Source organism: Pseudomonas sp. KBS0707 (genome assembly GCF_005937945.2).
Taxonomy (GTDB): domain Bacteria; phylum Pseudomonadota; class Gammaproteobacteria; order Pseudomonadales; family Pseudomonadaceae; genus Aquipseudomonas; species Aquipseudomonas amygdali.
Genome location: NZ_CP041754.1, coordinates 4,896,325 through 4,915,584, shown reverse-complemented (window position 1 = coordinate 4,915,584; position 19,260 = coordinate 4,896,325). Strand labels below are relative to the sequence as shown.

The 19,260-nt window shown below is 58.8% G+C and carries 19 protein-coding genes and 1 pseudogene; 11 read left to right on the top strand and 9 right to left on the bottom strand.

Annotated elements, in window-relative coordinates:
* The first annotated feature begins 50 nt into the window (after positions 1-50).
* Positions 51-1,022 carry an alpha/beta hydrolase gene (locus FFH21_RS23415; RefSeq protein ID WP_041924641.1) on the top strand — a complete coding sequence of 324 codons (972 nt, stop codon included), beginning with the start codon at positions 51-53 and terminating at the stop codon, positions 1,020-1,022.
* A gap of 9 nt (positions 1,023-1,031) precedes the next feature.
* On the opposite strand, the gene FFH21_RS23410 is transcribed toward FFH21_RS23415, so the two are convergent.
* Both FFH21_RS23410 and FFH21_RS23405 read right to left on the bottom strand, forming a co-directional pair.
* Entirely contained in the window at positions 1,032-1,571 is a 540-nt protein-coding gene (locus tag FFH21_RS23410) for a thioredoxin domain-containing protein (RefSeq protein ID WP_011169534.1), read from the bottom strand.
* A gap of 342 nt (positions 1,572-1,913) precedes the next feature.
* Positions 1,914-2,609 (bottom strand): tRNA (adenine(22)-N(1))-methyltransferase TrmK, encoded by a 696-nt coding sequence (locus FFH21_RS23405; RefSeq protein WP_004655590.1) that lies wholly within the window; start codon positions 2,607-2,609, stop codon positions 1,914-1,916.
* A 167-nt stretch (positions 2,610-2,776) separates the two neighbouring features.
* On the opposite strand from FFH21_RS23405, the gene FFH21_RS23400 reads away from it, so the two are divergent.
* The 4 genes and pseudogenes from FFH21_RS23400 to FFH21_RS23380 form a co-directional block, all read left to right on the top strand.
* Positions 2,777-3,160, top strand: coding sequence for a RidA family protein (locus FFH21_RS23400; RefSeq protein WP_004655589.1), 384 nt, complete (start codon positions 2,777-2,779; stop codon positions 3,158-3,160).
* A 122-nt stretch (positions 3,161-3,282) separates the two neighbouring features.
* On the top strand, positions 3,283-4,293 hold the full coding sequence (locus tag FFH21_RS23395) for a J domain-containing protein (RefSeq protein ID WP_011169533.1): 1,011 nt from the start codon (positions 3,283-3,285) through the stop codon (positions 4,291-4,293).
* A gap of 67 nt (positions 4,294-4,360) precedes the next feature.
* Positions 4,361-5,620, top strand: coding sequence for an IS256-like element ISPsy17 family transposase (locus FFH21_RS23390; protein ID WP_004666928.1), 1,260 nt, complete (start codon positions 4,361-4,363; stop codon positions 5,618-5,620).
* A 155-nt stretch (positions 5,621-5,775) separates the two neighbouring features.
* A pseudogene (locus FFH21_RS23380) lies at positions 5,776-7,032 on the top strand (ATP-dependent helicase C-terminal domain-containing protein); the annotation flags it as partial.
* Positions 7,033-7,206: 174 nt separating this feature from the next.
* Here the strand turns inward: FFH21_RS23380 and FFH21_RS23375 are convergent.
* The 4 genes from FFH21_RS23375 to FFH21_RS23355 form a co-directional block, all read right to left on the bottom strand.
* A complete protein-coding gene (locus FFH21_RS23375; protein WP_004666267.1) occupies positions 7,207-7,455 on the bottom strand; it encodes a hypothetical protein in 249 nt (82 codons plus the stop codon).
* A gap of 148 nt (positions 7,456-7,603) precedes the next feature.
* On the bottom strand, positions 7,604-8,863 hold the full coding sequence (locus FFH21_RS23365; protein ID WP_004666928.1) for an IS256-like element ISPsy17 family transposase: 1,260 nt from the start codon (positions 8,861-8,863) through the stop codon (positions 7,604-7,606).
* A gap of 146 nt (positions 8,864-9,009) precedes the next feature.
* Positions 9,010-10,152 carry an endonuclease/exonuclease/phosphatase family protein gene (locus FFH21_RS23360; protein ID WP_019740587.1) on the bottom strand — a complete coding sequence of 381 codons (1,143 nt, stop codon included), beginning with the start codon at positions 10,150-10,152 and terminating at the stop codon, positions 9,010-9,012.
* Positions 10,153-10,185: 33 nt separating this feature from the next.
* On the bottom strand, positions 10,186-10,848 hold the full coding sequence (locus tag FFH21_RS23355) for a YciC family protein (RefSeq protein WP_011169529.1): 663 nt from the start codon (positions 10,846-10,848) through the stop codon (positions 10,186-10,188).
* Between the two features lie 197 nt (positions 10,849-11,045).
* Between FFH21_RS23355 and FFH21_RS23350 the strand changes: the two genes are divergently transcribed.
* The 3 genes from FFH21_RS23350 to FFH21_RS23335 all read left to right on the top strand — a co-directional run bounded on the left by FFH21_RS23350 (position 11,046) and on the right by FFH21_RS23335 (position 13,130).
* Positions 11,046-11,750, top strand: a complete 705-nt coding sequence (locus tag FFH21_RS23350; protein WP_004666265.1) for a DUF2076 domain-containing protein — start codon at positions 11,046-11,048, stop codon at positions 11,748-11,750.
* 270 nt (positions 11,751-12,020) lie between these two features.
* Positions 12,021-12,497: an NYN domain-containing protein gene (locus FFH21_RS23340; protein WP_002555259.1), complete on the top strand. Its 477-nt coding sequence runs from the start codon at positions 12,021-12,023 to the stop codon at positions 12,495-12,497.
* 21 nt (positions 12,498-12,518) lie between these two features.
* The gene (locus tag FFH21_RS23335; protein ID WP_041924857.1) at positions 12,519-13,130 is read left to right on the top strand and encodes a PolC-type DNA polymerase III; all 612 of its coding nucleotides are present in this window, start codon (positions 12,519-12,521) and stop codon (positions 13,128-13,130) included.
* 4 nt (positions 13,131-13,134) lie between these two features.
* Here FFH21_RS23335 and FFH21_RS23330 read toward each other — a convergent pair whose 3' ends face one another.
* Positions 13,135-13,602 (bottom strand): Lrp/AsnC family transcriptional regulator, encoded by a 468-nt coding sequence (locus FFH21_RS23330; RefSeq protein ID WP_011169527.1) that lies wholly within the window; start codon positions 13,600-13,602, stop codon positions 13,135-13,137.
* A gap of 167 nt (positions 13,603-13,769) precedes the next feature.
* Between FFH21_RS23330 and yedA the strand changes: the two genes are divergently transcribed.
* Both yedA and FFH21_RS23320 read left to right on the top strand, forming a co-directional pair.
* Complete coding sequence (gene yedA / locus FFH21_RS23325; RefSeq protein WP_011169526.1) at positions 13,770-14,684, top strand: drug/metabolite exporter YedA; 915 nt, start codon at positions 13,770-13,772, stop codon at positions 14,682-14,684.
* Between the two features lie 62 nt (positions 14,685-14,746).
* Complete coding sequence (locus FFH21_RS23320; protein WP_010193188.1) at positions 14,747-16,075, top strand: DEAD/DEAH box helicase; 1,329 nt, start codon at positions 14,747-14,749, stop codon at positions 16,073-16,075.
* 222 nt (positions 16,076-16,297) lie between these two features.
* Here the strand turns inward: FFH21_RS23320 and FFH21_RS23315 are convergent, their stop codons facing one another.
* Together FFH21_RS23315 and FFH21_RS23310 are read right to left on the bottom strand one after the other, a co-directional pair.
* Positions 16,298-17,536: a TIGR03862 family flavoprotein gene (locus tag FFH21_RS23315; protein WP_011169524.1), complete on the bottom strand. Its 1,239-nt coding sequence runs from the start codon at positions 17,534-17,536 to the stop codon at positions 16,298-16,300.
* Between the two features lie 106 nt (positions 17,537-17,642).
* Positions 17,643-18,560 (bottom strand): histone deacetylase, encoded by a 918-nt coding sequence (locus FFH21_RS23310; RefSeq protein ID WP_011169523.1) that lies wholly within the window; start codon positions 18,558-18,560, stop codon positions 17,643-17,645.
* Positions 18,561-18,680: 120 nt separating this feature from the next.
* Between FFH21_RS23310 and FFH21_RS23305 the strand changes: the two genes are divergently transcribed.
* Positions 18,681-19,250, top strand: coding sequence for a GNAT family N-acetyltransferase (locus FFH21_RS23305; RefSeq protein ID WP_004655553.1), 570 nt, complete (start codon positions 18,681-18,683; stop codon positions 19,248-19,250).
* Positions 19,251-19,260 lie beyond the last annotated feature (10 nt).

Here is a 19,260-nt window from a genome sequence, read left to right as displayed (position 1 = left end):
CAAGCGCTTTGTCGGCCCCCGCACACGTCAGCCTGACAACAGAGCAGAAATTGGACAAAAAACAGCCTTGGCCTTGCAGTGAGCAGGAGTTGTCAGAAGTGCGACTGTTTAATAAAACCCTCGCGCGAATGCCGCGTTTCCAGATTCGCAATCGTGTTACACCCCGGCTGATTCAGGCGTTATTGCGTGCGGCTCAGATTGGCAGCGCCCTGAAACCGGGAGGCCACGACCTGCGCATCGAGAAAAGAACGGTCAGTTCGGATAACGTACCGGTACCCGTGCGTATCATCAGGCCCAAAGGTAAACCCAAGGGCGTGGTGTTCGATATTCACGGTGGCGGATGGGTGATTGGCAACGCCCAGATGAACGATGAGCTCAACGTCGGCATGGTCAACGCCTGCAATGTTGCAGTGGTTTCGGTCGATTACCGGCTGGCGGTGACAACCCCCATTGAAGGCCTGATGGAAGATTGCTTTTCTGCCGCCTGCTGGCTGTTGGGCAAAGACTGCGAGGAGTTTGCCGGCCTGCCGGTTATCGTGGTCGGAGAATCCGCTGGCGGGCATCTTGCCGCAGCCACGCTTCTGAAATTGAAAAGCCGACCTGATCTGCTCGAGCGAATAGTGGGGACGGTGCTGTACTACGGCGTCTACGACCTGACGGGCACCAAGAGCGTGCGTACCGCAGGGCCGGAGACGCTGGTGCTGGACGGGCCGGGCATGGTCGGTGCAATGCGTTTGCTTACCCCCGACCGAAGCGACGATAAACGCCGCGAGCCGCCACTATCGCCTTTGTATGGCGACTTGACTGACTTGCCGCCTGCACTGATGTTCGTCGGGGAGATCGACCCTCTGCTGGATGACACACTGCAAATGGCCGAGCGCTGGGCCGACTCGGCAGAGGTTGAAATGCACCTGATGCCCGAGTCGCCGCACGGCTTCATCCACTTCCCGACTACCTTGGCGCGCAAGGCTCTGGCGCGGAGCCGCGAGTGGATCAATGAGCGGATCGACGCGCTGGGTTGAGCTCGCCTCTCAGCCTATCTCCGCGATCCACTTCGATACTGGGTCGCCACTGCTCAAGCCCGGCTGCACAAGACCGTCGATCATGAAGGTCGGAGAGACGTGTATGCCGTTCTGGCGGGCGTATTTAGCGTGCCATTTCACGGTGTGCTCAAGCTCGGGATTGGCGAAAGCGTCAGCCAGCGCAAGGCCGCTGTAACGCTCGATACGCGCGATGATGTCATTGGGCGTCGCGTCCATGTTCGGGCCGCTTGCGTGGTGTTCAAACTCGAACTCTTCACGGTGCGAGGCAACCGCTGTCATGACGGCCTTGGCGCTTTCCTTTCCGCCTTCCAGCGTTGCAGCCGCGAGTATGCAGCGCACGATAACGCCCGAAAACATGTGCCAGGGCTGGGATTGCAGGCGGATTTTGACAGTGATTTTGTCTTCTCCGGCCTGAGCCAGCAGTTCATCGAGCTTGAAGAACGCCTTCACTGAAAAAGGGCAGGTTGGCTCAAGGAAGACTTCGAACAGACGAGGCCCGTGGCCCCAGGAAAGTACGTCTGAATACATGGTCGTGTTGCTCCCGTCGATGGTTGTGCAGAAAACGCGCTGGGCTGATTGCATTGCGCCGAGCATGGTCACCAGAAGCGTTCTCGCGAACACCTCTCGTTCCTCACGCAGAGCATTGGCGCGAGATAAACAAGGCGCGCCCGGCTGATTTGCCTTGCGCCGGGCATGGTCACGAGAAGTAATCTCCCGGACACCTCTCGTTCCTCATGCTCCGCGTGTGAATGCAGTTCGTGACGCTCTGCGTCACACATTGCAACCTTGACGCCGTCAGATGAAGGCGCCATAAAGCCTGAACTGTGGATCATGCGGATTTGAGAGCAAGTTCGTGCACGAGTTCGATTTTCAGGCCAGCAATGCGCTAATCCAGCGAATCTGCTGCGCAACCTCCTGCCATTTTTCTTCGCTCACGCCTTTCTGTGCCCTTTCGAAGTTGTTCAGCGTTTTCTGTTTTTTGCCCAATAAACGCTGCCACTTGAGCAGAAACGCCGGGCTGCGCGCCTGCATCTGCAGCGGGCCGAAGTACAGCTCCTCGGCGGTGTATTTAACGGGGCCGGTGCGCTCGGCGACGATGATTTCGTAGTCGAAACGGTTTTCCCGCAGCACTTCTTCGCTGACGATGCGGTAATCATGTTCCATCAGCCAAAAGCGCAACGGCTGCTCACCACCGTTGGGTTGCAGGATCAGACGTTCCTGACCGCTCAGGCGCGCTTTGCCACGTTCAAGGATGTCGCGGATCGTCTCGCCACCCATGCCGCACATGCTGACCGCCGTTATCCCGTCTTCCGCCTCAATCGCCGCCAGACCATCGGCCAGACGCACGCAGACCTGTTGCTCCAGTTCGTTCTCGCGCACGGTGCGTTCGGCTGCGTGGAACGGCGTCAACGCCACCTCGCCAGCCACTGCCGCCGAGATGGCACCACGGTTCAGCAGCGCCACCGGCAGATAACCGTGATCCGAGCCGATATCAGCCAGCCGCGCACCGGCGGGTACGTGCGTCGCCACGCGCTCAAGGCGCATGGACAATCTCTGTTCGTTCAACGGCAACCCCTTTCAGCACAAGCGTCCGGCAGCACGGCCGGGTCCGGGCGCGATTCTGTAGAGCAACACGGCGCATTTCAACTTTCCGCGACAAAGCCCGCGGCTCGACCCCTCCCTACTGCTCGCGTAGGCTTGGCGTTTTCCGTCCTTTGCAAAGCAGAGATCTTATGGCAAACGCAGACATCATCTTCACCCCCGATCCCGATGCGGACTCCATCTCCTCGGACGTCGCCGACTTCAACGGCGTGCTGGTCAGCACCCAGATCCCGACCCATCCGGACGGCAGCCTGGAGCTGGGCGGCATCATCGAGCAGAGCGAATGCACCCTGCGGGCCCTGAAAGATGCATTGGAACGAGCCGGCAGCTCGATGGACCGCGTCATGCACCTGACCATCTACCTGACCGACATGGCAGATCGCGCCGCTTTCAACGAAGTGTACAAACGCTTCTTCAAAAAACCGTGGCCAGTGCGCGCAGCAGTGGGCGTGGCATCGCTGGCGGTTGAAGGTATGCGCGTGGAAGTAACGGCGATGGCGGCCAAGGCGGGCTGACCGTAATGCACACACCTGACTGATGCTCGCGTCAGTGTTCTGCGCCTGTGCAGAGTTGGACATCCCGTGGAACTAGATCCCGTTGCTTGCCACCAAGGCGGTATGAGTTCCCGGAGAAGCATATGATCAACCTCACCAGCATTGCATCCTCGTTGGCGCGTGTGGCGCTCAGCGATTCGACAAAGCCAACGATAGACCGCGCGCTGAACGTCGTTAGCCATATCGCTGGCAAAGTGGCGTTGCAGGTCAACAGCTCATTGCTGGAGCAGAAAGGCCGGCTCAACGAGCGCCAGCAGAAAGGCCTCGCGGTAATCCTGGACGCGTTGCGCGGCAAGGAGCCGGTGACCAATGTCGAGACCCATGAAGGCGGAGGCCGATTCAACCTGGCACGAGCTGCCTTCGACGTAGCCAGCGTTGTCTGGGAGCGCGACAAGTCGATGCATAACGTGATGAGCTTTTTGGGCGTCAGCGACAGCCAGGGCAAGATGTTGTTCTCTCTGGGCAAGAAGCTGGCCGACGCGATGGCCAAGCCCGAACCTGGGTATGGCAAGCACAACAGTGAGGCGAACTATGCGTTCTTCTCCAGCAACCTGAAGCTGAACAAACTGATGAGCGACATCGCTGATCAACTGATCAACGAGATTCGTCAGTCGAACACCGATCGCGTACGACGACCCACACCGGGCCCATCCTGGAGACCTGAAAGCGCCCAACAACAAGCACGTCCGCAAACGCCTCCACGCACTCGCCCGCAGGCCAACAGCACACCGCCGCCACCGAAAGCAAAGCCCAATGCAGGCGCTAAGCGGCCGTCAACGCAACGGCCCCACAACACACCAGCTGCTGACGCTTCCTCGAAGGTGGGCGATTCCGGCCCCGCCAAGCCACCCGTCAAGCCGTTGTACGAGCACCTGGGACTCTCGGACATGACGGCAGACCTCTCCGCAGTCAAAACGGCCTACAAGAAAGCCGCGTTGAAGAACCATCCTGATAAAAACGCGGGCAACGTTGCGGAGGCGACTGAGCGTTTCAAAGTGATTTCAAATGCGTTCAAGATTTTGTCCGACCCAGAATTGCGCAAGAAATACGACAATGGCCTTATTAATGAGAAGGGCGACGAGGTCCAGGTCTGATTTTTCGGCGTGAGGAGACTGTCAGAAATTTTGTGTTCGGGCATAACATGTAGCTAGAGGTGCATGTATGCCGACCAAAAAGAAGTCCGCCAATGCAACAGCGAGGGAGTTGCCCTCGATTCCCCAAGAGCTGATCGAGCAGTTTGTTAAAGGCCCGATGAGCGCCGAAGCCATTCAAGACGCGTCCATGGCGTTCAAGAAGGCTCTGATCGAGCGTGCGCTAGGCGCCGAGCTGGGTCACCACCTTGGTTATCCTCAGGGCGCGGAGCGCCCTGAGGAGTCGACCAATCAGCGCAATGGCAAAAGCAGCAAGACGGTTCTGACCGACGACGGGCCGCTTCGCCTGGATATCCCCAGAGACCGCGATGGTAGCTTCGCCCCGATCCTGATTCCCAAGCACGAACGACGTTTTACAGGCTTCGACGACAAGATAATTGCCATGTACGCCCGGGGCATGACGGTGCGTGAGATCCGCGCTTTTCTATCTGAGCAGTATGGAACTGACGTGTCCCATGACTTCATCAGCTCAGTCACCGATGCGGTCATGGAAGAGGTGGGCGCTTGGCAGCAACGACCCTTGGAACCGATGTATCCGGTGATCTTCTTCGATGCGTTACGGGTCAAAATCCGGGACGAGGGGTTAGTGTGCAACAAGGCTATTTATCTGGCGCTGGGGGTATTACCTGATGGCACGCGCGACATTCTGGGTATATGGATCGAGAGCACCGAGGGTGCCAAGTTTTGGATGAAGGTGTTCAACGACCTCAAGACTCGTGGCGTTGAAGATGTTCTGATCGCCGTCACGGATGGCCTCAAAGGAATACCGGAGGCGTTGGGGGCGGTTTTTCCTGCCACGACGCTGCAAACCTGCATCGTGCATCTGATCCGCAACAGCTTGGACTATGCCGCTTGGGATAAACGTCGGGCACTGGCCAAAGCACTCAAGCCGATCTACCAGGCGATCAATGCCGATGTGGCTGAGCAAGAGCTTAACGCCTTTGAAGCGGGCCCCTGGGGCAAGCAGTATCCGACTGTAGTTGCTGCATGGCGTCGCGCCTGGGATCGGGTTATACCGTTTTTTGTTTTTCCGGCGGGCATTCGCAAAGTGGTTTACACGACCAATGCCATCGAGAGCATCAATGCCCAGTTACGCAAGATCATCAAGACTCGAGGGCACTTCCCGACCGATGAGGCTGCGACGAAACTGATATGGCTTGGGTTGCGCAACATCACCGCCAACTGGGGTCATGCGGCACACGACTGGAAAGTGGCAATGAATCAATTTGCGATCCTGTACGGAGACCGATTTACCAGACCGAGCTGGTAAAACAAGGGCCTGCCTGACGGCAGGCCCTAACCAGCCCGAACACAAAAAAACTGATACTCCCGGCGTGAGGCATGCTTGCGGCAGTCTTTCTGGCGACTGCCGTTCAGCTAAAACACGCCGCCTGATTCCCCAACCCCACCCCGGTATACTCCCCGCATCCGCGCATCGCGCACCTGCTGCTACGCGGTCATGCATTGGGCTTGGGCGAACTGGCGTGTGACGTGGCCGCACTGTTGGGCGAGCGCGATATTCTGCGCGGCGGTGGGGCCGATCTGCACAGCCGCCTGACCTTGCTGGCGGGCACCGAGCGTGCTGCGCGTGGCGCACAGGGCGGCGTGCAGCGAGCTAAACAGCTAGCACGGCAATATCACGGATACCTGCGCGGCACCGCGAAAAGCCCGGTCATCGATCCCGATCATTCACGCTGGCTGGGCGCTCTGCTGGCACTGGCCTACCCAGATCGCGTGGCACAACAACGTCGCCCCGGCGGTGCTGAATATCGCTTGGCCAACGGTCGCGCGGCACTTTTCGCCGAGGCCGACGCACTGATGAAGCAGCCTTGGCTGGTCATCGCAGATTTAGGCAGCCGTCAGGGTCAGCGCGAGGAACGCATCTACCTCGCTGTCGAATTCGATCCAGCGCTGTTCGACTCTGTGCTGGCCGAGCAGGTCATCACCGTGGACCAGATAGACTGGGACGAACGCGAAGGCGTGTTCCGCGCCGAGCGACAGCGCAAAGCGGGCGAGCTTATTATCAGCCGCGAACCGCTGACCGGCCTCGATGACGCAGCCCGCAGCCAGGCATTGCTGGCACTGGTGCGTCGTAAAGGCCTGGAACTGCTGCCGTGGACGCCCGAACTGCGTCAGTGGCAGGCGCGTATCGCGCTGTTGCGCAGCCTCGATATCGACAAAAGCGCAGCAAGCGAATGGCCCGACCTGAGTGACGCGCAACTGCTGGCGACACTCGAAAACTGGCTGATGCCCTACCTGGGCAAAGTCACCCGGCTCAGCCATTTCAGCCAGCTCGACCTGTCCTCCATCCTGCGCAACCTCCTGCCGTGGCCAATGCCGCAACAACTGGATGCGCAGGCTCCGCAGACCATCCAGGTGCCGTCTGGCTCGAATGTCCGTATTGACTACAGCGAACAGCCGCCGATTCTGTCGGTACGGCTGCAAGAGTTGTTTGGGTTATCTGATACCCCGCGCATTGCCAATGGGCGGCAGGTTTTGAAACTGCATTTGCTGTCTCCAGCACGCCGCCCGGTGCAGGTGACGCAGGATCTGGCCAACTTTTGGCGGTCTACCTACATTGAGGTGAAGAAGGATTTGAAGGGGCGGTATCCGAAGCATTACTGGCCGGATGATCCGTTGGTGGCGGAGGCTACGGCTAGGGTTAAGCCGAGGGGGACGTAAAGTCGCGCAGCATTCAGCAGGCTATTGGTGAGCTAAAGACGAGGGGGATCGATGGTATAGCGGCGCACTCTTGCTGCTCAAGTACCCAGTCTGAAACACCTGATCAGATATTAGATACCCAACGCAACAGACCCGGAGAACACCAGGGCACAACGCCCTGGCAGGCAGCAAACATCACTTTTTCTTTTTAGCCGGCTTTTCCGCCTTGTCCGACTTCTTGGCCTTGTCTGGCTTGCTATCAGCTTTTTTGGCTGCTTTCTTTGGCTCGGCGTCTTTTTTCTTGTCCTTCTTTTCGGAAGACTTGGAAAGCGTCGAGGCCGCTTCAGATTTCTTGGCCGGTGATGCTTTTTTGTCTTTCAGATCCTTGCTGGCTTTCGAGGCTTCGCCTTTACTTTTCTTGTCGTCTTTAGCCACGTTGATCACCCTTTGGGTATGCCGGTATTGGCACGTAGCCTGTGGGAGTATCCACAGGCTAATCATTAGGCGAGCGCGCTCAGAAACGGTTCAAACGGGAGTATCAGTTTTTTTGTGTTCGGGCTGGTTAGGGCCTGCCGTCAGGCAGGCCCTTGTTTTACCAGCTCGGTCTGGTAAATCGGTCTCCGTACAGGATCGCAAATTGATTCATTGCCACTTTCCAGTCGTGTGCCGCATGACCCCAGTTGGCGGTGATGTTGCGCAACCCAAGCCATATCAGTTTCGTCGCAGCCTCATCGGTCGGGAAGTGCCCTCGAGTCTTGATGATCTTGCGTAACTGGGCATTGATGCTCTCGATGGCATTGGTCGTGTAAACCACTTTGCGAATGCCCGCCGGAAAAACAAAAAACGGTATAACCCGATCCCAGGCGCGACGCCATGCAGCAACTACAGTCGGATACTGCTTGCCCCAGGGGCCCGCTTCAAAGGCGTTAAGCTCTTGCTCAGCCACATCGGCATTGATCGCCTGGTAGATCGGCTTGAGTGCTTTGGCCAGTGCCCGACGTTTATCCCAAGCGGCATAGTCCAAGCTGTTGCGGATCAGATGCACGATGCAGGTTTGCAGCGTCGTGGCAGGAAAAACCGCCCCCAACGCCTCCGGTATTCCTTTGAGGCCATCCGTGACGGCGATCAGAACATCTTCAACGCCACGAGTCTTGAGGTCGTTGAACACCTTCATCCAAAACTTGGCACCCTCGGTGCTCTCGATCCATATACCCAGAATGTCGCGCGTGCCATCAGGTAATACCCCCAGCGCCAGATAAATAGCCTTGTTGCACACTAACCCCTCGTCCCGGATTTTGACCCGTAACGCATCGAAGAAGATCACCGGATACATCGGTTCCAAGGGTCGTTGCTGCCAAGCGCCCACCTCTTCCATGACCGCATCGGTGACTGAGCTGATGAAGTCATGGGACACGTCAGTTCCATACTGCTCAGATAGAAAAGCGCGGATCTCACGCACCGTCATGCCCCGGGCGTACATGGCAATTATCTTGTCGTCGAAGCCTGTAAAACGTCGTTCGTGCTTGGGAATCAGGATCGGGGCGAAGCTACCATCGCGGTCTCTGGGGATATCCAGGCGAAGCGGCCCGTCGTCGGTCAGAACCGTCTTGCTGCTTTTGCCATTGCGCTGATTGGTCGACTCCTCAGGGCGCTCCGCGCCCTGAGGATAACCAAGGTGGTGACCCAGCTCGGCGCCTAGCGCACGCTCGATCAGAGCCTTCTTGAACGCCATGGACGCGTCTTGAATGGCTTCGGCGCTCATCGGGCCTTTAACAAACTGCTCGATCAGCTCTTGGGGAATCGAGGGCAACTCCCTCGCTGTTGCATTGGCGGACTTCTTTTTGGTCGGCATACATGCACCTCTAGCTACATGTTATGCCCGAACACAAAATTTCTGACAGTCTCGTTCAAACTCTTTTGACACTGTCGGCTGTGAGGACGCCATTCGAAAGTTTGGTGGCCAGCCAGAATATTGAAACCTGCATACCGTTTTCTACCTCAAGGCAAAACCGGCAACAAAAACCGCCCAATCACCGGCAGGTGATCAGAGATCAACAAAGTATCATCCCGCCGTACCCTCGCACTGACCCGCTTCAAACTCGGGCTGTAAAACAGGTAATCCACCGTCCGGTCCGGCCCGTTGATGCGGCTGTCGTTGGGGAAGTGCGTGAGCCATTTGCCGCGGTCTATGCCGCCGGATTCGGCGTTGTCGGGGATCATCGGGTATTTCTCCCACAGCTCGTGCAGCTCGCTGTCGGCGGCGTAGCCGAGGCGTTGCTCCTCGGGGAGGCGCTGGTATTGGCCCAGCGGCAGCAGGTTGAAGTCGCCGCCGATCAGCCACGGTGTGCCGCAGCTTTCCAGTTTGTCCAACTGCTTTTCAGTGGCGACGACCTGTTTTTGTGCGGTGTCGCCGGTGTGTCTGGCGGTGGTCAGGCTGGTGTTGATGACGGCCAGTTTGCCGCCGTCACGCAGGGGCAGGTAGCTGACCAGCAAGGCATCCTTGGGCTGGAACTGACGGCTGATGATATTGGCGTCTGGCACCGGCAGTTGCACGCGTTCGGCACTGTCGATGTGGAAGCGGCTGAGGGTCGCCAGTTTTCTGCCGACGCTGCCCCAGATATGCGGGTTGGGTACGAACTCTGCCTTCCAGTAGAACGCCTGCGTGCTGCAGGGGTAGAGGTCCGCCACACGTTCTTTGATCAATGCCAGTTGGTCTTCGTAATCGGAGTTTTTGGCACCATCGTCGACCCCTTGCAGCAGTACGATATCCGGCTGTTCATCACGGATGACCCGCGCCACCTCATCCAGGTTGTAGGCCAGGTCTTCATGCGTCGGGCGTTCGTCCGGGCCGCTGCCGTCGGCCATGTCGTACCAGAACACATAGCGCTTGCCCGCCAGGTACTGGATGTTCCAGGTCATGACTTTGAGGGCTTGCCCCGGCACCAGCTTTGGCGCCTGAACCGCAGGATTGCAGCTGGCCGGGAGTAACTCGCGAGCTGGAGGGCGCCACGTCAGTTGGTAAACCATTACCAGCAATACGGCGACCAGCAGCAGGCTGTACAGGGTCAGACGTAGCAGTAGACGTGGCATCGGCTCGACTTGGAGCGCCTGGCGCTCGGTGAGGGATTCGGTATTTAGCATACCGAATCGGTGCGTCTGGCGTCAGCTGTTGGTTCAGGCCCGGTGCGCGGGCTCGCTGATCAGCATGAACAGGCGGAACGTCACAATGGTGGTGAACAGTTGCAGGAAGCTGCCGATGCTGTCGGTGATCACGGAAACCGCTGCGTTTTGCGGTTCCGGAAACAGGTACAGGCTGGCGCCCTCAAGCAGCCACAGGGGAATGTAGACGCTCAGTACGCACACCAGAATGCGAGTGAAATGCCCGGTGGTCATCAGCATGCTTTCGCGCATGGCCATGAACGGCGTGAGCTTGCGCAGGACCAGCAGGTATTCACAGAACGCCAGTTTGATCATGACCCAGAGGCCGGGGACCACGAACAGCGAAAGGCCGAACATGATCAGGAGAGTGCTCATTGCCGAGAGCACGGCGAAGGTGGGCCACAGGCGCAACGCCATGGCCAGCAGGTCGCGGGTGTAGACGTCTTCGCCACGGCTGCGTGCGTCGAGAAACAGGATCAGTGCCGCTGTATAGATAGGGTAGAAAAACAGCCCTATGACCAATTCGTAGGCAGGCGACGTGTCGGCGGACATGGCGTTGCTCAACGCTTGTTTGGCCAGCACCTCGAGTATCACGACAGGCAGGCACAACAGCATAATGCTGCCCAGATTGCGCCGAAAGAAATAGAGCGAATCCTGGATGACGGTCAACGGGTTCATGTAGATAGATCGCAGGCTAAAAGCAGGCGCACACTTTAGCCCATGGCCCTTGCCGAACCAAGCGCAGTGGTGGTGTGCCGAGATCTTCTTATCTTTTTCTTCATGTCATTGAAGCGGGTGGATGAGGCCCCATTTCCTGAGCATGGTCCTGCCGGTGCGGCAGGAAAGAATTCCAGTGGCAACTCAGTGAGGTGGTCATGAACAGCGAAGAGCAAACCCTGATTGATGGTCTTTTCTCGAAACTGAAAGATGCCGAAACGGCATCCGCTCCGCGAGATGCTGCGGCCGAGGCGCGCATCAAAGAGCATCTGACTCGCCAGCCCGCTGCGCCGTATTACATGACGCAGGCGATTCTGGTGCAGGAAGCTGCGGTCAATCAGCTCAATCAGCAGGTGAAACAGCGCGACGAGCAGATTCAGCAGTTGCAGGCCGAGCTTCAGCAGGCCAAGGGGCAATCTTCGTCAGCGCCGGCCAGCGGCGGGTTTCTGTCGAGTATTTTCGGCAGCAGCGCCTCGCGAGCGCCTCAGGCTCAGCCGGCCCAAGCTTCCGGTGGTGGCTGGCGCGACGGTGCCGGTTTCAATCCTGCCCCTGCACCTGCAGCGCCGCAGGGTGGTTACGCCGCGCCTGCCCCGGCTGCGGGCAGTGGCTTTCTCGGCGGTGCGTTGAAGACCGCGGCCGGTGTGGCGGGCGGTGTGCTGCTGGCAGAGGGCATCAGCAGCATGTTCAGCCACCACAGCCAGCCGCAGGAGATTGTCGAGGTCATTCACGACGCGCCACAGGCTCAGGACACCGGCTCGTTCAATGATCAGGGCGGTTGGGGACAGCCGGATCAGCAGTACACGGCCGATGACAGCTTTGACGATGGCGGCGACATGTTTTCTGATGATGATTCGTTTGTGTGAGGACGCAGTGATCGCTCCTCACGCTCCAGAACAGACAACTATCGTTGCGCACGCTCCAGCGTGGGAATGCCTTGGGTGACGCTCCGCGTCACAGGTCTGCGCCGCGCCGCCCTTTCAAGATCGGGCGTGGAGCGTCCAGAAATGCGTGCGACGCGGACCGTCGCACGATAGTTGAAGCTCAATTCCGTTCCCAAGCTGGCATACTGGGCGCCGATTCACATTCCGGATCGCTGTAACCAGTGGGCGTGTTGCCCGCCATGAGGAATTGCGGTGAAGAAGATCGCGGTGTTCGCCGACGTGCAGAACCTGTATTACACCGTGCGCCAGGCGCATGGCTGTCATTTCAATTACGCCGCCTTGTGGGCGGATATCAGCAAGCGCGGCGAGATTGTTCACGCGTTTGCCTACGCCATCGATCGTGGCGACAGCAAACAACAGCAGTTCCAGCAGATCCTGCGCAATCTGGGGTTTACCGTCAGGCTCAAGCCGTACATCCAGCGTAGCGACGGTTCGGCGAAAGGGGACTGGGATGTCGGCATTACCATCGATATCATGGATTTCGCACCGCAAGTCGACGAAGTCGTGTTGGCATCGGGTGATGGCGATTTCGACATGTTGCTCGAACGTGTGATCAGCAAACATGGTGTTGAGGCGGTGGCCTATGGCGTGCCGGGGCTGACCGCGAACTCGTTGATCCGCGCAGCCAGTCGTTATGTGCCTATCGAAGGCGCGTTGTTGCTGAAATGAATTTACAGGGTCAGGCCAGTGTTGGAACGTATTGCAGTCATCGACTTTGAAACCACCGGCATCTCCCCGGGCCATAGCTGCCGGGCAACCGAGATTGCCGTGGTCATCATGGAGCAGGGGCGTATCGTCGAGCTCTTTCAGAGCCTGATGAATGCCGGGGTGCGTATTCCTGCGTTTATCGAGGGGTTGACCGGCATCAGCAACAACATGATTCGCACCGCCCCCAGCGCCGAACGGGTGATGGGCGATGTGGCAGATTTCGTCGGCGCCACGCCGCTGGTCGCGCACAATGCCTCGTTCGACCAGAAGTTCTGGGACTACGAACTGTCGCGCATCCAGCGCAAGCTCGAACAGAGCTTTGCCTGTTCGATGTTGCTGGCCCGACGCCTGATGCCTGGCGCACCGAATCACAAGCTTGGCACGCTGACCAGCTACGCGCGCCTGCCCAATACCGGCAAGGCTCACCGGGCGATGGCCGATGCGGAAATGGCCGCCAACCTCACGGCGTATCTGACCAACGAACTGCGCAACACCCACGGTATCGCCGCAATCTCCCACCAGATGCTCTGCTCGCTGCAGAAAGTCCCCGCAGCCAAGATCGGCGAAACACTCCAGCGTCAGCGCGGCTTCTGATCTTCTAGTATTCCTGATTGCCGTTGCTGGTCAGATAATCGGCCGGCAGGCTGCGCTCCACTGCTGTCGACAGCACGATTGAGGTTTTGCTGAAGCCAAACCTGGCGATCCGATTGATCAGGTCTTCCAGGTGCGGCATCGAATCCACCGCAGCCCTCATGATCACGCACGGGTCGCCCGTCACCCGGTAACACTGGATCAGTTCAGGGACCTGCCACAGCTCCTTGTACGCCTGTTGATTGCCGTGACTGCCCATGCGCAACTCGATCAGGCATTGAATCGGCAAACCGACCTTTGACAGATCGACCTTCGCCTCGTAACCGGTAATCACTCCGCTGGCCTCAAGCTTGGCGACCCGCTCGGCCACGGCGGGCGCGGACAGGTTGACCAGTTTCGCCAGCTGCGCAAAAGACGCCCGGCCATTTTTCAGCAGCTCATCGAGCAGAATCCGATCGTATTTATCCAGCGTCATGACGTGCCTCGTGCTGTGCGATGAGTAATTTTAAAATAAAAGGAAAGCAGACCTTACAAGCATTGAATCGTAAGTTTCAGTGCGGTTTAAACAGGTTTGTCTGCTTAATATCCGCCTTAGGCCTTCATACAATAGGTTAACCATAACAATGATCCCAGAGCCTTGCCATGCCTCAGTCCGTTCGTGTTTCGCCGTTGCTCATTGGTGCTTTTCTGGCCTTGTACCTGATTTGGGGCTCTACCTATCTGGTCATCCGTATTGGCGTGGAGTCATGGCCGCCGCTGATGATGGCTGGCGTGCGTTTTCTGATTGCCGGGTGCCTGATGTACGGCTTCCTGCGTTATCGCGGCGTGCCAGCACCGACCTGGCGCGAGTGGAAGGCGGCGTTTGTGATTGGCTTCCTGCTATTGGCTTGCGGTAACGGCGGTGTGACGCTGGCCGAGCACGCAGGCGTTGCATCAGGCGTCGCGGCGCTGGCGGTGGCGGCCATGCCGCTGTTTACCTTGCTGTTCGGCCTGTTCTGGGGCAATCGCACGACTAATCTGGAGTGGGCGGGCATCGTGCTGGGCCTGATCGGTATCGGCCTGCTGAATCTCGGTTCCAATCTGCAAGCCAGCCCTTATGGCGCTGCGATGGTGCTCTTTGCCGCTGCGTCGTGGGCGTTCGGCTCTGTATTAAGCAAGCATATGCCGCTGCCCAAAGGACCGATGGCCAGTGCGGCGGAAATGATCACTGCCGGCGCGACGCTGCTGATTGGTAGCGCTTTGAGCGGCGAGCGCCTTGCGCATATGCCGACCGCAGCGGGCTGGGGCGCGCTGCTGTATCTGGTGGTGTTTGGCTCTATCGTCGCGTTCAGCGCGTATATGTACCTGCTCAAGAACGTGCGCCCGGCAGCCGCAACCAGCTATGCCTACGTCAACCCGGCAGTGGCGGTGATGCTTGGCGTGGTGTTTGCGGGAGAGACAATCGGTATTGAAGAGTGCATGGCCATGGTGGTGATTATCAGCGCTGTCGTGCTGATTGGCCTGCCGCAATGGCGCAGGTCGGCGGTACGAAAGGTCGGATCGACACGCACAAGCTAACCGAGGCGGGCCGGACAGGTTAAACTGCGCGCCTTGCGTTGAATTTTTCCTACGGTATTTCCATGACATTCGCCTCTCTCGGCCTGATCGAACCCTTGCTGCGCGCCCTCGAAGCGCTCGGTTACCAGACTCCGACGCCTGTACAGACCCAGGCAATTCCTCCGGTACTGGCGGGCCGCGATCTGATGGCAGCTGCCCAGACCGGCACCGGCAAGACCGCAGGTTTTGCCTTGCCGCTGTTGCAGCGCCTGACCATGGAAGGGCCGAAAGTCGCGCCTAATTGCGTTCGCGCGCTGGTATTGGCCCCGACCCGCGAACTGGCCGATCAGGTTCACGAAAGCATTCGTCAGTATGCCGAACACCTGCCGTTGAGCACTTACGCAGCTTACGGTGGCGTGAGCATCAACCCGCAAATGATGAAGCTGCGCAAGGGCGTGGACGTGCTGGTTGCGACACCGGGACGTCTGCTCGACCTGCATCGTCAGAATGCAGTCAAGTTCTCCCAGTTGCAGACCCTGATCCTCGATGAAGCCGACCGCATGCTTGATCTGGGCTTTGCCGAGGAATTGCGTGGCATCTACGCGGTACTGCCCAAGCAGCGCCAGACCTTGCTGTTCTCCGCGACCTTTTCCGACGAAATTCGTCTGCTGGCCGCTCAGATGCTGAATGATCCGCTGACCATCGAGGTCAGCCCGCGCAATGTGGCGGCGTCGTCGGTCAAGCAATGGGTTGTGACCGTGGACAAGAAGCGCAAGGCTGATCTGTTCATCCACCTGATGAAAAAACATCGCTGGGGCCAGGTGCTGGTGTTCGCCAAGACCCGGGTTGGCGTTGATCAACTGGTGGACCGTTTGCAGGGGCTGGGTCTGAACGCTGATGGCATTCACGGCGACAAGCCGCAGGCTACTCGCCAGCGTGCGCTGGACCGCTTCAAGAGCAATGAAGTGAAGATTCTGGTTGCCACCGACGTGGCGGCTCGTGGTCTGGATATCGATGATCTGCCGACGGTCGTCAACCTGGACCTGCCGATTGTGGCCGAGGATTACATCCACCGTATTGGCCGCACCGGCCGGGCGGGCCTGACGGGCGAGGCGATCTCGCTGGTGTGTGCTGATGAAGTCGAACTGCTGTCGGCCATCGAAGTGCTGACCCGCCAGACGCTTGAGCGCAAGGAAGAACAGGACTTTGAGCCTGAGCACCGGGTGCCGACTACAGATGCCAGCGGCCAGATCCTGAAAAAGCCCAAGAAACCGAAAAAGCCCAAGGTCTCGGGCAGCAAACGTAACCTGGGCAAATGGGTCGACAGCGGCGAATCAGAGCCTGCGCCAGCGGTCAAACCCGTACGTAAAGTGCCGGTCTTCAACACCGGCCCGCGCAAGAAGAAGCCTTGATATACGCATGTGGGCGCAAGCCGGGCGACGCTCCCACAGAAGGATTTATGTATAACGTGAGCAAGCTCCCACAGGTTATCCGTGGGCTTTGTGGGAGCGAACTTGTTCGCGAAGAGGGCAGCGCAGTCGACGAATTTGCTGCGTTTGGAATATAGCCTTCGCGAACAAATTCCCACAGAAGGGTTTATGTATAACGCTGAGTGCAGAGCATACGCACAGGAATCACTGTGAGTTCAGCCACTCGACCATCCCCAGCCCCGCAGCGCGGCCGCTGGCGAAGCAGGCGGTCAGCAGGTAGCCGCCTGTAGGGGCTTCCCAGTCGAGCATTTCGCCTGCGCAGAACACGCCGGGCAATTGCCTGAGCATCAGACGCTCGTCCATGGCTTCGAAGGTCACGCCACCTGCGGTGCTGATGGCCTCATCGATGGGGCGTGGTTTGATCAGGGGCAGTGGCAACGCCTTGATGGCTTCACTCAACAACAGCGGATCGGCAAACGCTTCACGAGGCGCAAGCTCGCGTAAAAGCGCTGCCTTTGCGCCGTCCAGGCCCAATTGGCTGTGCAGGTGCTTGGACATCGAGCGCGAGCCACGTGGTTTGCTCAGAGCTTTTTGAATGTCTGTCAGTGTTTTGCCGGGCAGCAGGTCAATGTCCACTGTCGCCGAGCCGCGAAGGTTGATCTGTTCACGAATTTGCGCCGACAGTGCATACACCAGACTGCCTTCCACGCCCGTCCCGGTCAGCACGCATTCGCCCAGGCGCAGGGCATGGCCATGCAGGCCCATGGCGATATTTTTCAATGGTGCACCGGCAAACTTGTCGCGCAGCAGGTCGCTCCAGGCGCTCACTTCGAAACCACAGTTGGCGGCCTGCAGAGGTGCAACCTCGACATGCCTTGCCTGCAGCCATGGCAGCCAGGCCCCGTCAGACCCCAGCCGGGCCCAACTGGCACCGCCCAGTGCCAACAACGTGGCCGCAGGGTTGAGCGCCAGCTCACCGTCGGCATTAGTGATGCGCAGGCTGCCATCAACGTTCCATCCCAGCCAGCGGTGACGGGTATGGATCGTGACGCCCGCATCACGCAGGCGCTTGAGCCAGGCGCGTAGTAGCGGTGCGGCTTTCATGTCAGTGGGAAAAACACGGCCCGAGCTGCCGACAAACGTCTTGATACCCAGCGCATGAATCCACTGGCACAGCTGATCGGCACTAAAACTACGCAATAGCGGCGCGATCATCGGCGAACGTTCAGCGTAGCGCGACAAAAAAGCCGGGTAGGGCTCGGAGTGCGTTATGTTCATGCCGCCAACCCCGGCCAGCAGAAACTTGCGCCCTACTGAAGGCATGGTGTCATACAGATCGACGTTCAGCCCTGCCTGGCTCAACACCTCTGCTGCTATCAACCCCGCAGGGCCGCCTCCGATGATGGCGACGGTTCGGGAAGCAGGAGAGGCGAGGTCGGTCATGGTCAGCGAGGTATCGATAGCAGAGGAGGCGGGCATTCTACCCGAGCGTTGTTTTCAGGTGTGGTGCAACTCATTGGCTGCGACTGTGGTGAGGTGCAGCGCGCTGTCATAAGCCCATGTCGTCCCAGACCCGTTGCGCACTGTGATGCAGGATCCCGTGGCGTCTTGCCAGCGCCTGACGGTCCTTGCTGTAGCCGCCGCCGATCACGCCCATGACCGGAATGTCGCGGCTCAGGCAATGACGCAACACGGCTTCGTCGCGATTGGCCACGCCCTGATCGGTCAGTTGCAGATAGCCCAGCGCATCATCCTTGTGAACGTCCACTCCTGCGTCATACAGCACAAGATCCGGCTTGTAGAACGGCAAGAGGTAGTTGAGCAGATCGTCGACCACGTTGAGGTAATTGGCGTCGCCCATTCCCATCGGCAGCGGGATATCCCAGTCGCTCTGCGCCTTGCGTGCCGGGAAGTTCTTTTCGCAGTGTAGCGAGACGGTAATGGCGTCCTCGGTATCGGCCAGAATGCGCGCCGTACCGTCGCCTTGATGCACATCGCAGTCGAAGATCAGCACCTTGTCCACGCGGCCGCTTTGCAACAGGTACTGACTGATCACTGCCAGGTCATTGAAAATGCAGAAACCGGCCGGGTAATCATAGTGCGCATGGTGTGTGCCGCCCGCCAAGTGGCAGGCCATACCGTGCTTCAAGGCCTGCTCGGCAGTCAGTAACGAACCACCCACGGCACTAACCGTGCGACGTGCCAGCGCCTCGCTCCAGGGCAGGCCCAGACGCCGCTGGTCTTCACGGGACAGGTCGCCGTTAAGGTAGCGGCTGATGTAGGACGGGTCATGAGCCAGCGCCAGAATGTCCGCCGGGCATAACTCAGGACGCATTAATTGAACGTCACTGGTCAGGCCGCTGTCGACCAAGTAGTCACGTAACAGACGGAACTTGTCCATCGGGAAGCGGTGATCCGCCGGGAAGTCCGGGCTGTAGTCTTCATGGTAGATAAGCGGTAGGGACATTTTGCGTCCGTTGACAGGTCGAAGCCCGATAGTGCCAGCAAAGCGTGCGCACGCCCAGTTGTCTGGCGTAGTGGATAACTACACTGACGCCCACTCATGTCTCGTTACACGGGGGAATCGATGGAACCGATACTCAAGCTAGACAGCGCCCGGCTGCTGATGCGGCAGTGGCGCGACGATGACTTGCCAGCATTCGCCGAGATGTGCGCGGACTGCCGCGTCATGCGTTATTTCCCCGAACCGCTGAGCCGTCTTGAAAGCGCCGCCATGATCGGACGGTTACGTGGTCATTTTGCCGAATTGGGCTTCGGGTTTTGGGCGCTGGAGCGTAAGGATACCGGCGAATTCATCGGTTTTACCGGTCTGCATGTTGTGGGTTTCAAGGCACCTTTTACGCCGGCCGTGGAAATCGGCTGGCGGCTGGCTTATGACCACTGGGGCCTGGGCTTTGCCAGCGAGGCGGCATGGACCGCGCTGGGCTGTGGTTTCGAGCGCCTGAATTTGAAGGAGATCGTGTCGTTTACCGCGGTCAATAATCAGCCGTCGCAAAAGGTGATGCAGGCAATCGGTATGCAGCAGGATGAGTCCGGCAACTTCGATCATCCCAATCTGGATGACGGCCACCCGCTCAAGCCGCACGTGTTGTACCGGATCAGCCATGAGCAGTGGCTCAAGACGCTGAAGCCTTGATCAGGGTGTA

Bases quoted from the DNA above. Each gene is read 5' to 3' on its own strand.
- FFH21_RS23395 (WP_011169533.1), top strand. From the start codon at position 3,283: ATGATCAACCTCACCAGCATTGCATCCTCGTTGGCGCGTGTGGCGCTC.
- FFH21_RS23310 (WP_011169523.1), bottom strand. From the start codon at position 18,560: ATGTCCCTACCGCTTATCTACCATGAAGACTACAGCCCGGACTTCCCG.
- FFH21_RS23350 (WP_004666265.1), top strand. From the start codon at position 11,046: ATGAACAGCGAAGAGCAAACCCTGATTGATGGTCTTTTCTCGAAACTG.
- FFH21_RS23390 (WP_004666928.1), top strand. From the start codon at position 4,361: ATGCCGACCAAAAAGAAGTCCGCCAATGCAACAGCGAGGGAGTTGCCC.
- FFH21_RS23365 (WP_004666928.1), bottom strand. From the start codon at position 8,863: ATGCCGACCAAAAAGAAGTCCGCCAATGCAACAGCGAGGGAGTTGCCC.
- FFH21_RS23410 (WP_011169534.1), bottom strand. From the start codon at position 1,571: ATGTATTCAGACGTACTTTCCTGGGGCCACGGGCCTCGTCTGTTCGAA.
- FFH21_RS23315 (WP_011169524.1), bottom strand. From the start codon at position 17,536: ATGACCGACCTCGCCTCTCCTGCTTCCCGAACCGTCGCCATCATCGGA.
- yedA (WP_011169526.1), top strand. From the start codon at position 13,770: ATGCCTCAGTCCGTTCGTGTTTCGCCGTTGCTCATTGGTGCTTTTCTG.
- FFH21_RS23320 (WP_010193188.1), top strand. From the start codon at position 14,747: ATGACATTCGCCTCTCTCGGCCTGATCGAACCCTTGCTGCGCGCCCTC.
- FFH21_RS23355 (WP_011169529.1), bottom strand. From the start codon at position 10,848: ATGAACCCGTTGACCGTCATCCAGGATTCGCTCTATTTCTTTCGGCGC.
- FFH21_RS23360 (WP_019740587.1), bottom strand. From the start codon at position 10,152: ATGCTAAATACCGAATCCCTCACCGAGCGCCAGGCGCTCCAAGTCGAG.
- FFH21_RS23305 (WP_004655553.1), top strand. From the start codon at position 18,681: ATGGAACCGATACTCAAGCTAGACAGCGCCCGGCTGCTGATGCGGCAG.
- FFH21_RS23330 (WP_011169527.1), bottom strand. From the start codon at position 13,602: ATGACGCTGGATAAATACGATCGGATTCTGCTCGATGAGCTGCTGAAA.
- FFH21_RS23400 (WP_004655589.1), top strand. From the start codon at position 2,777: ATGGCAAACGCAGACATCATCTTCACCCCCGATCCCGATGCGGACTCC.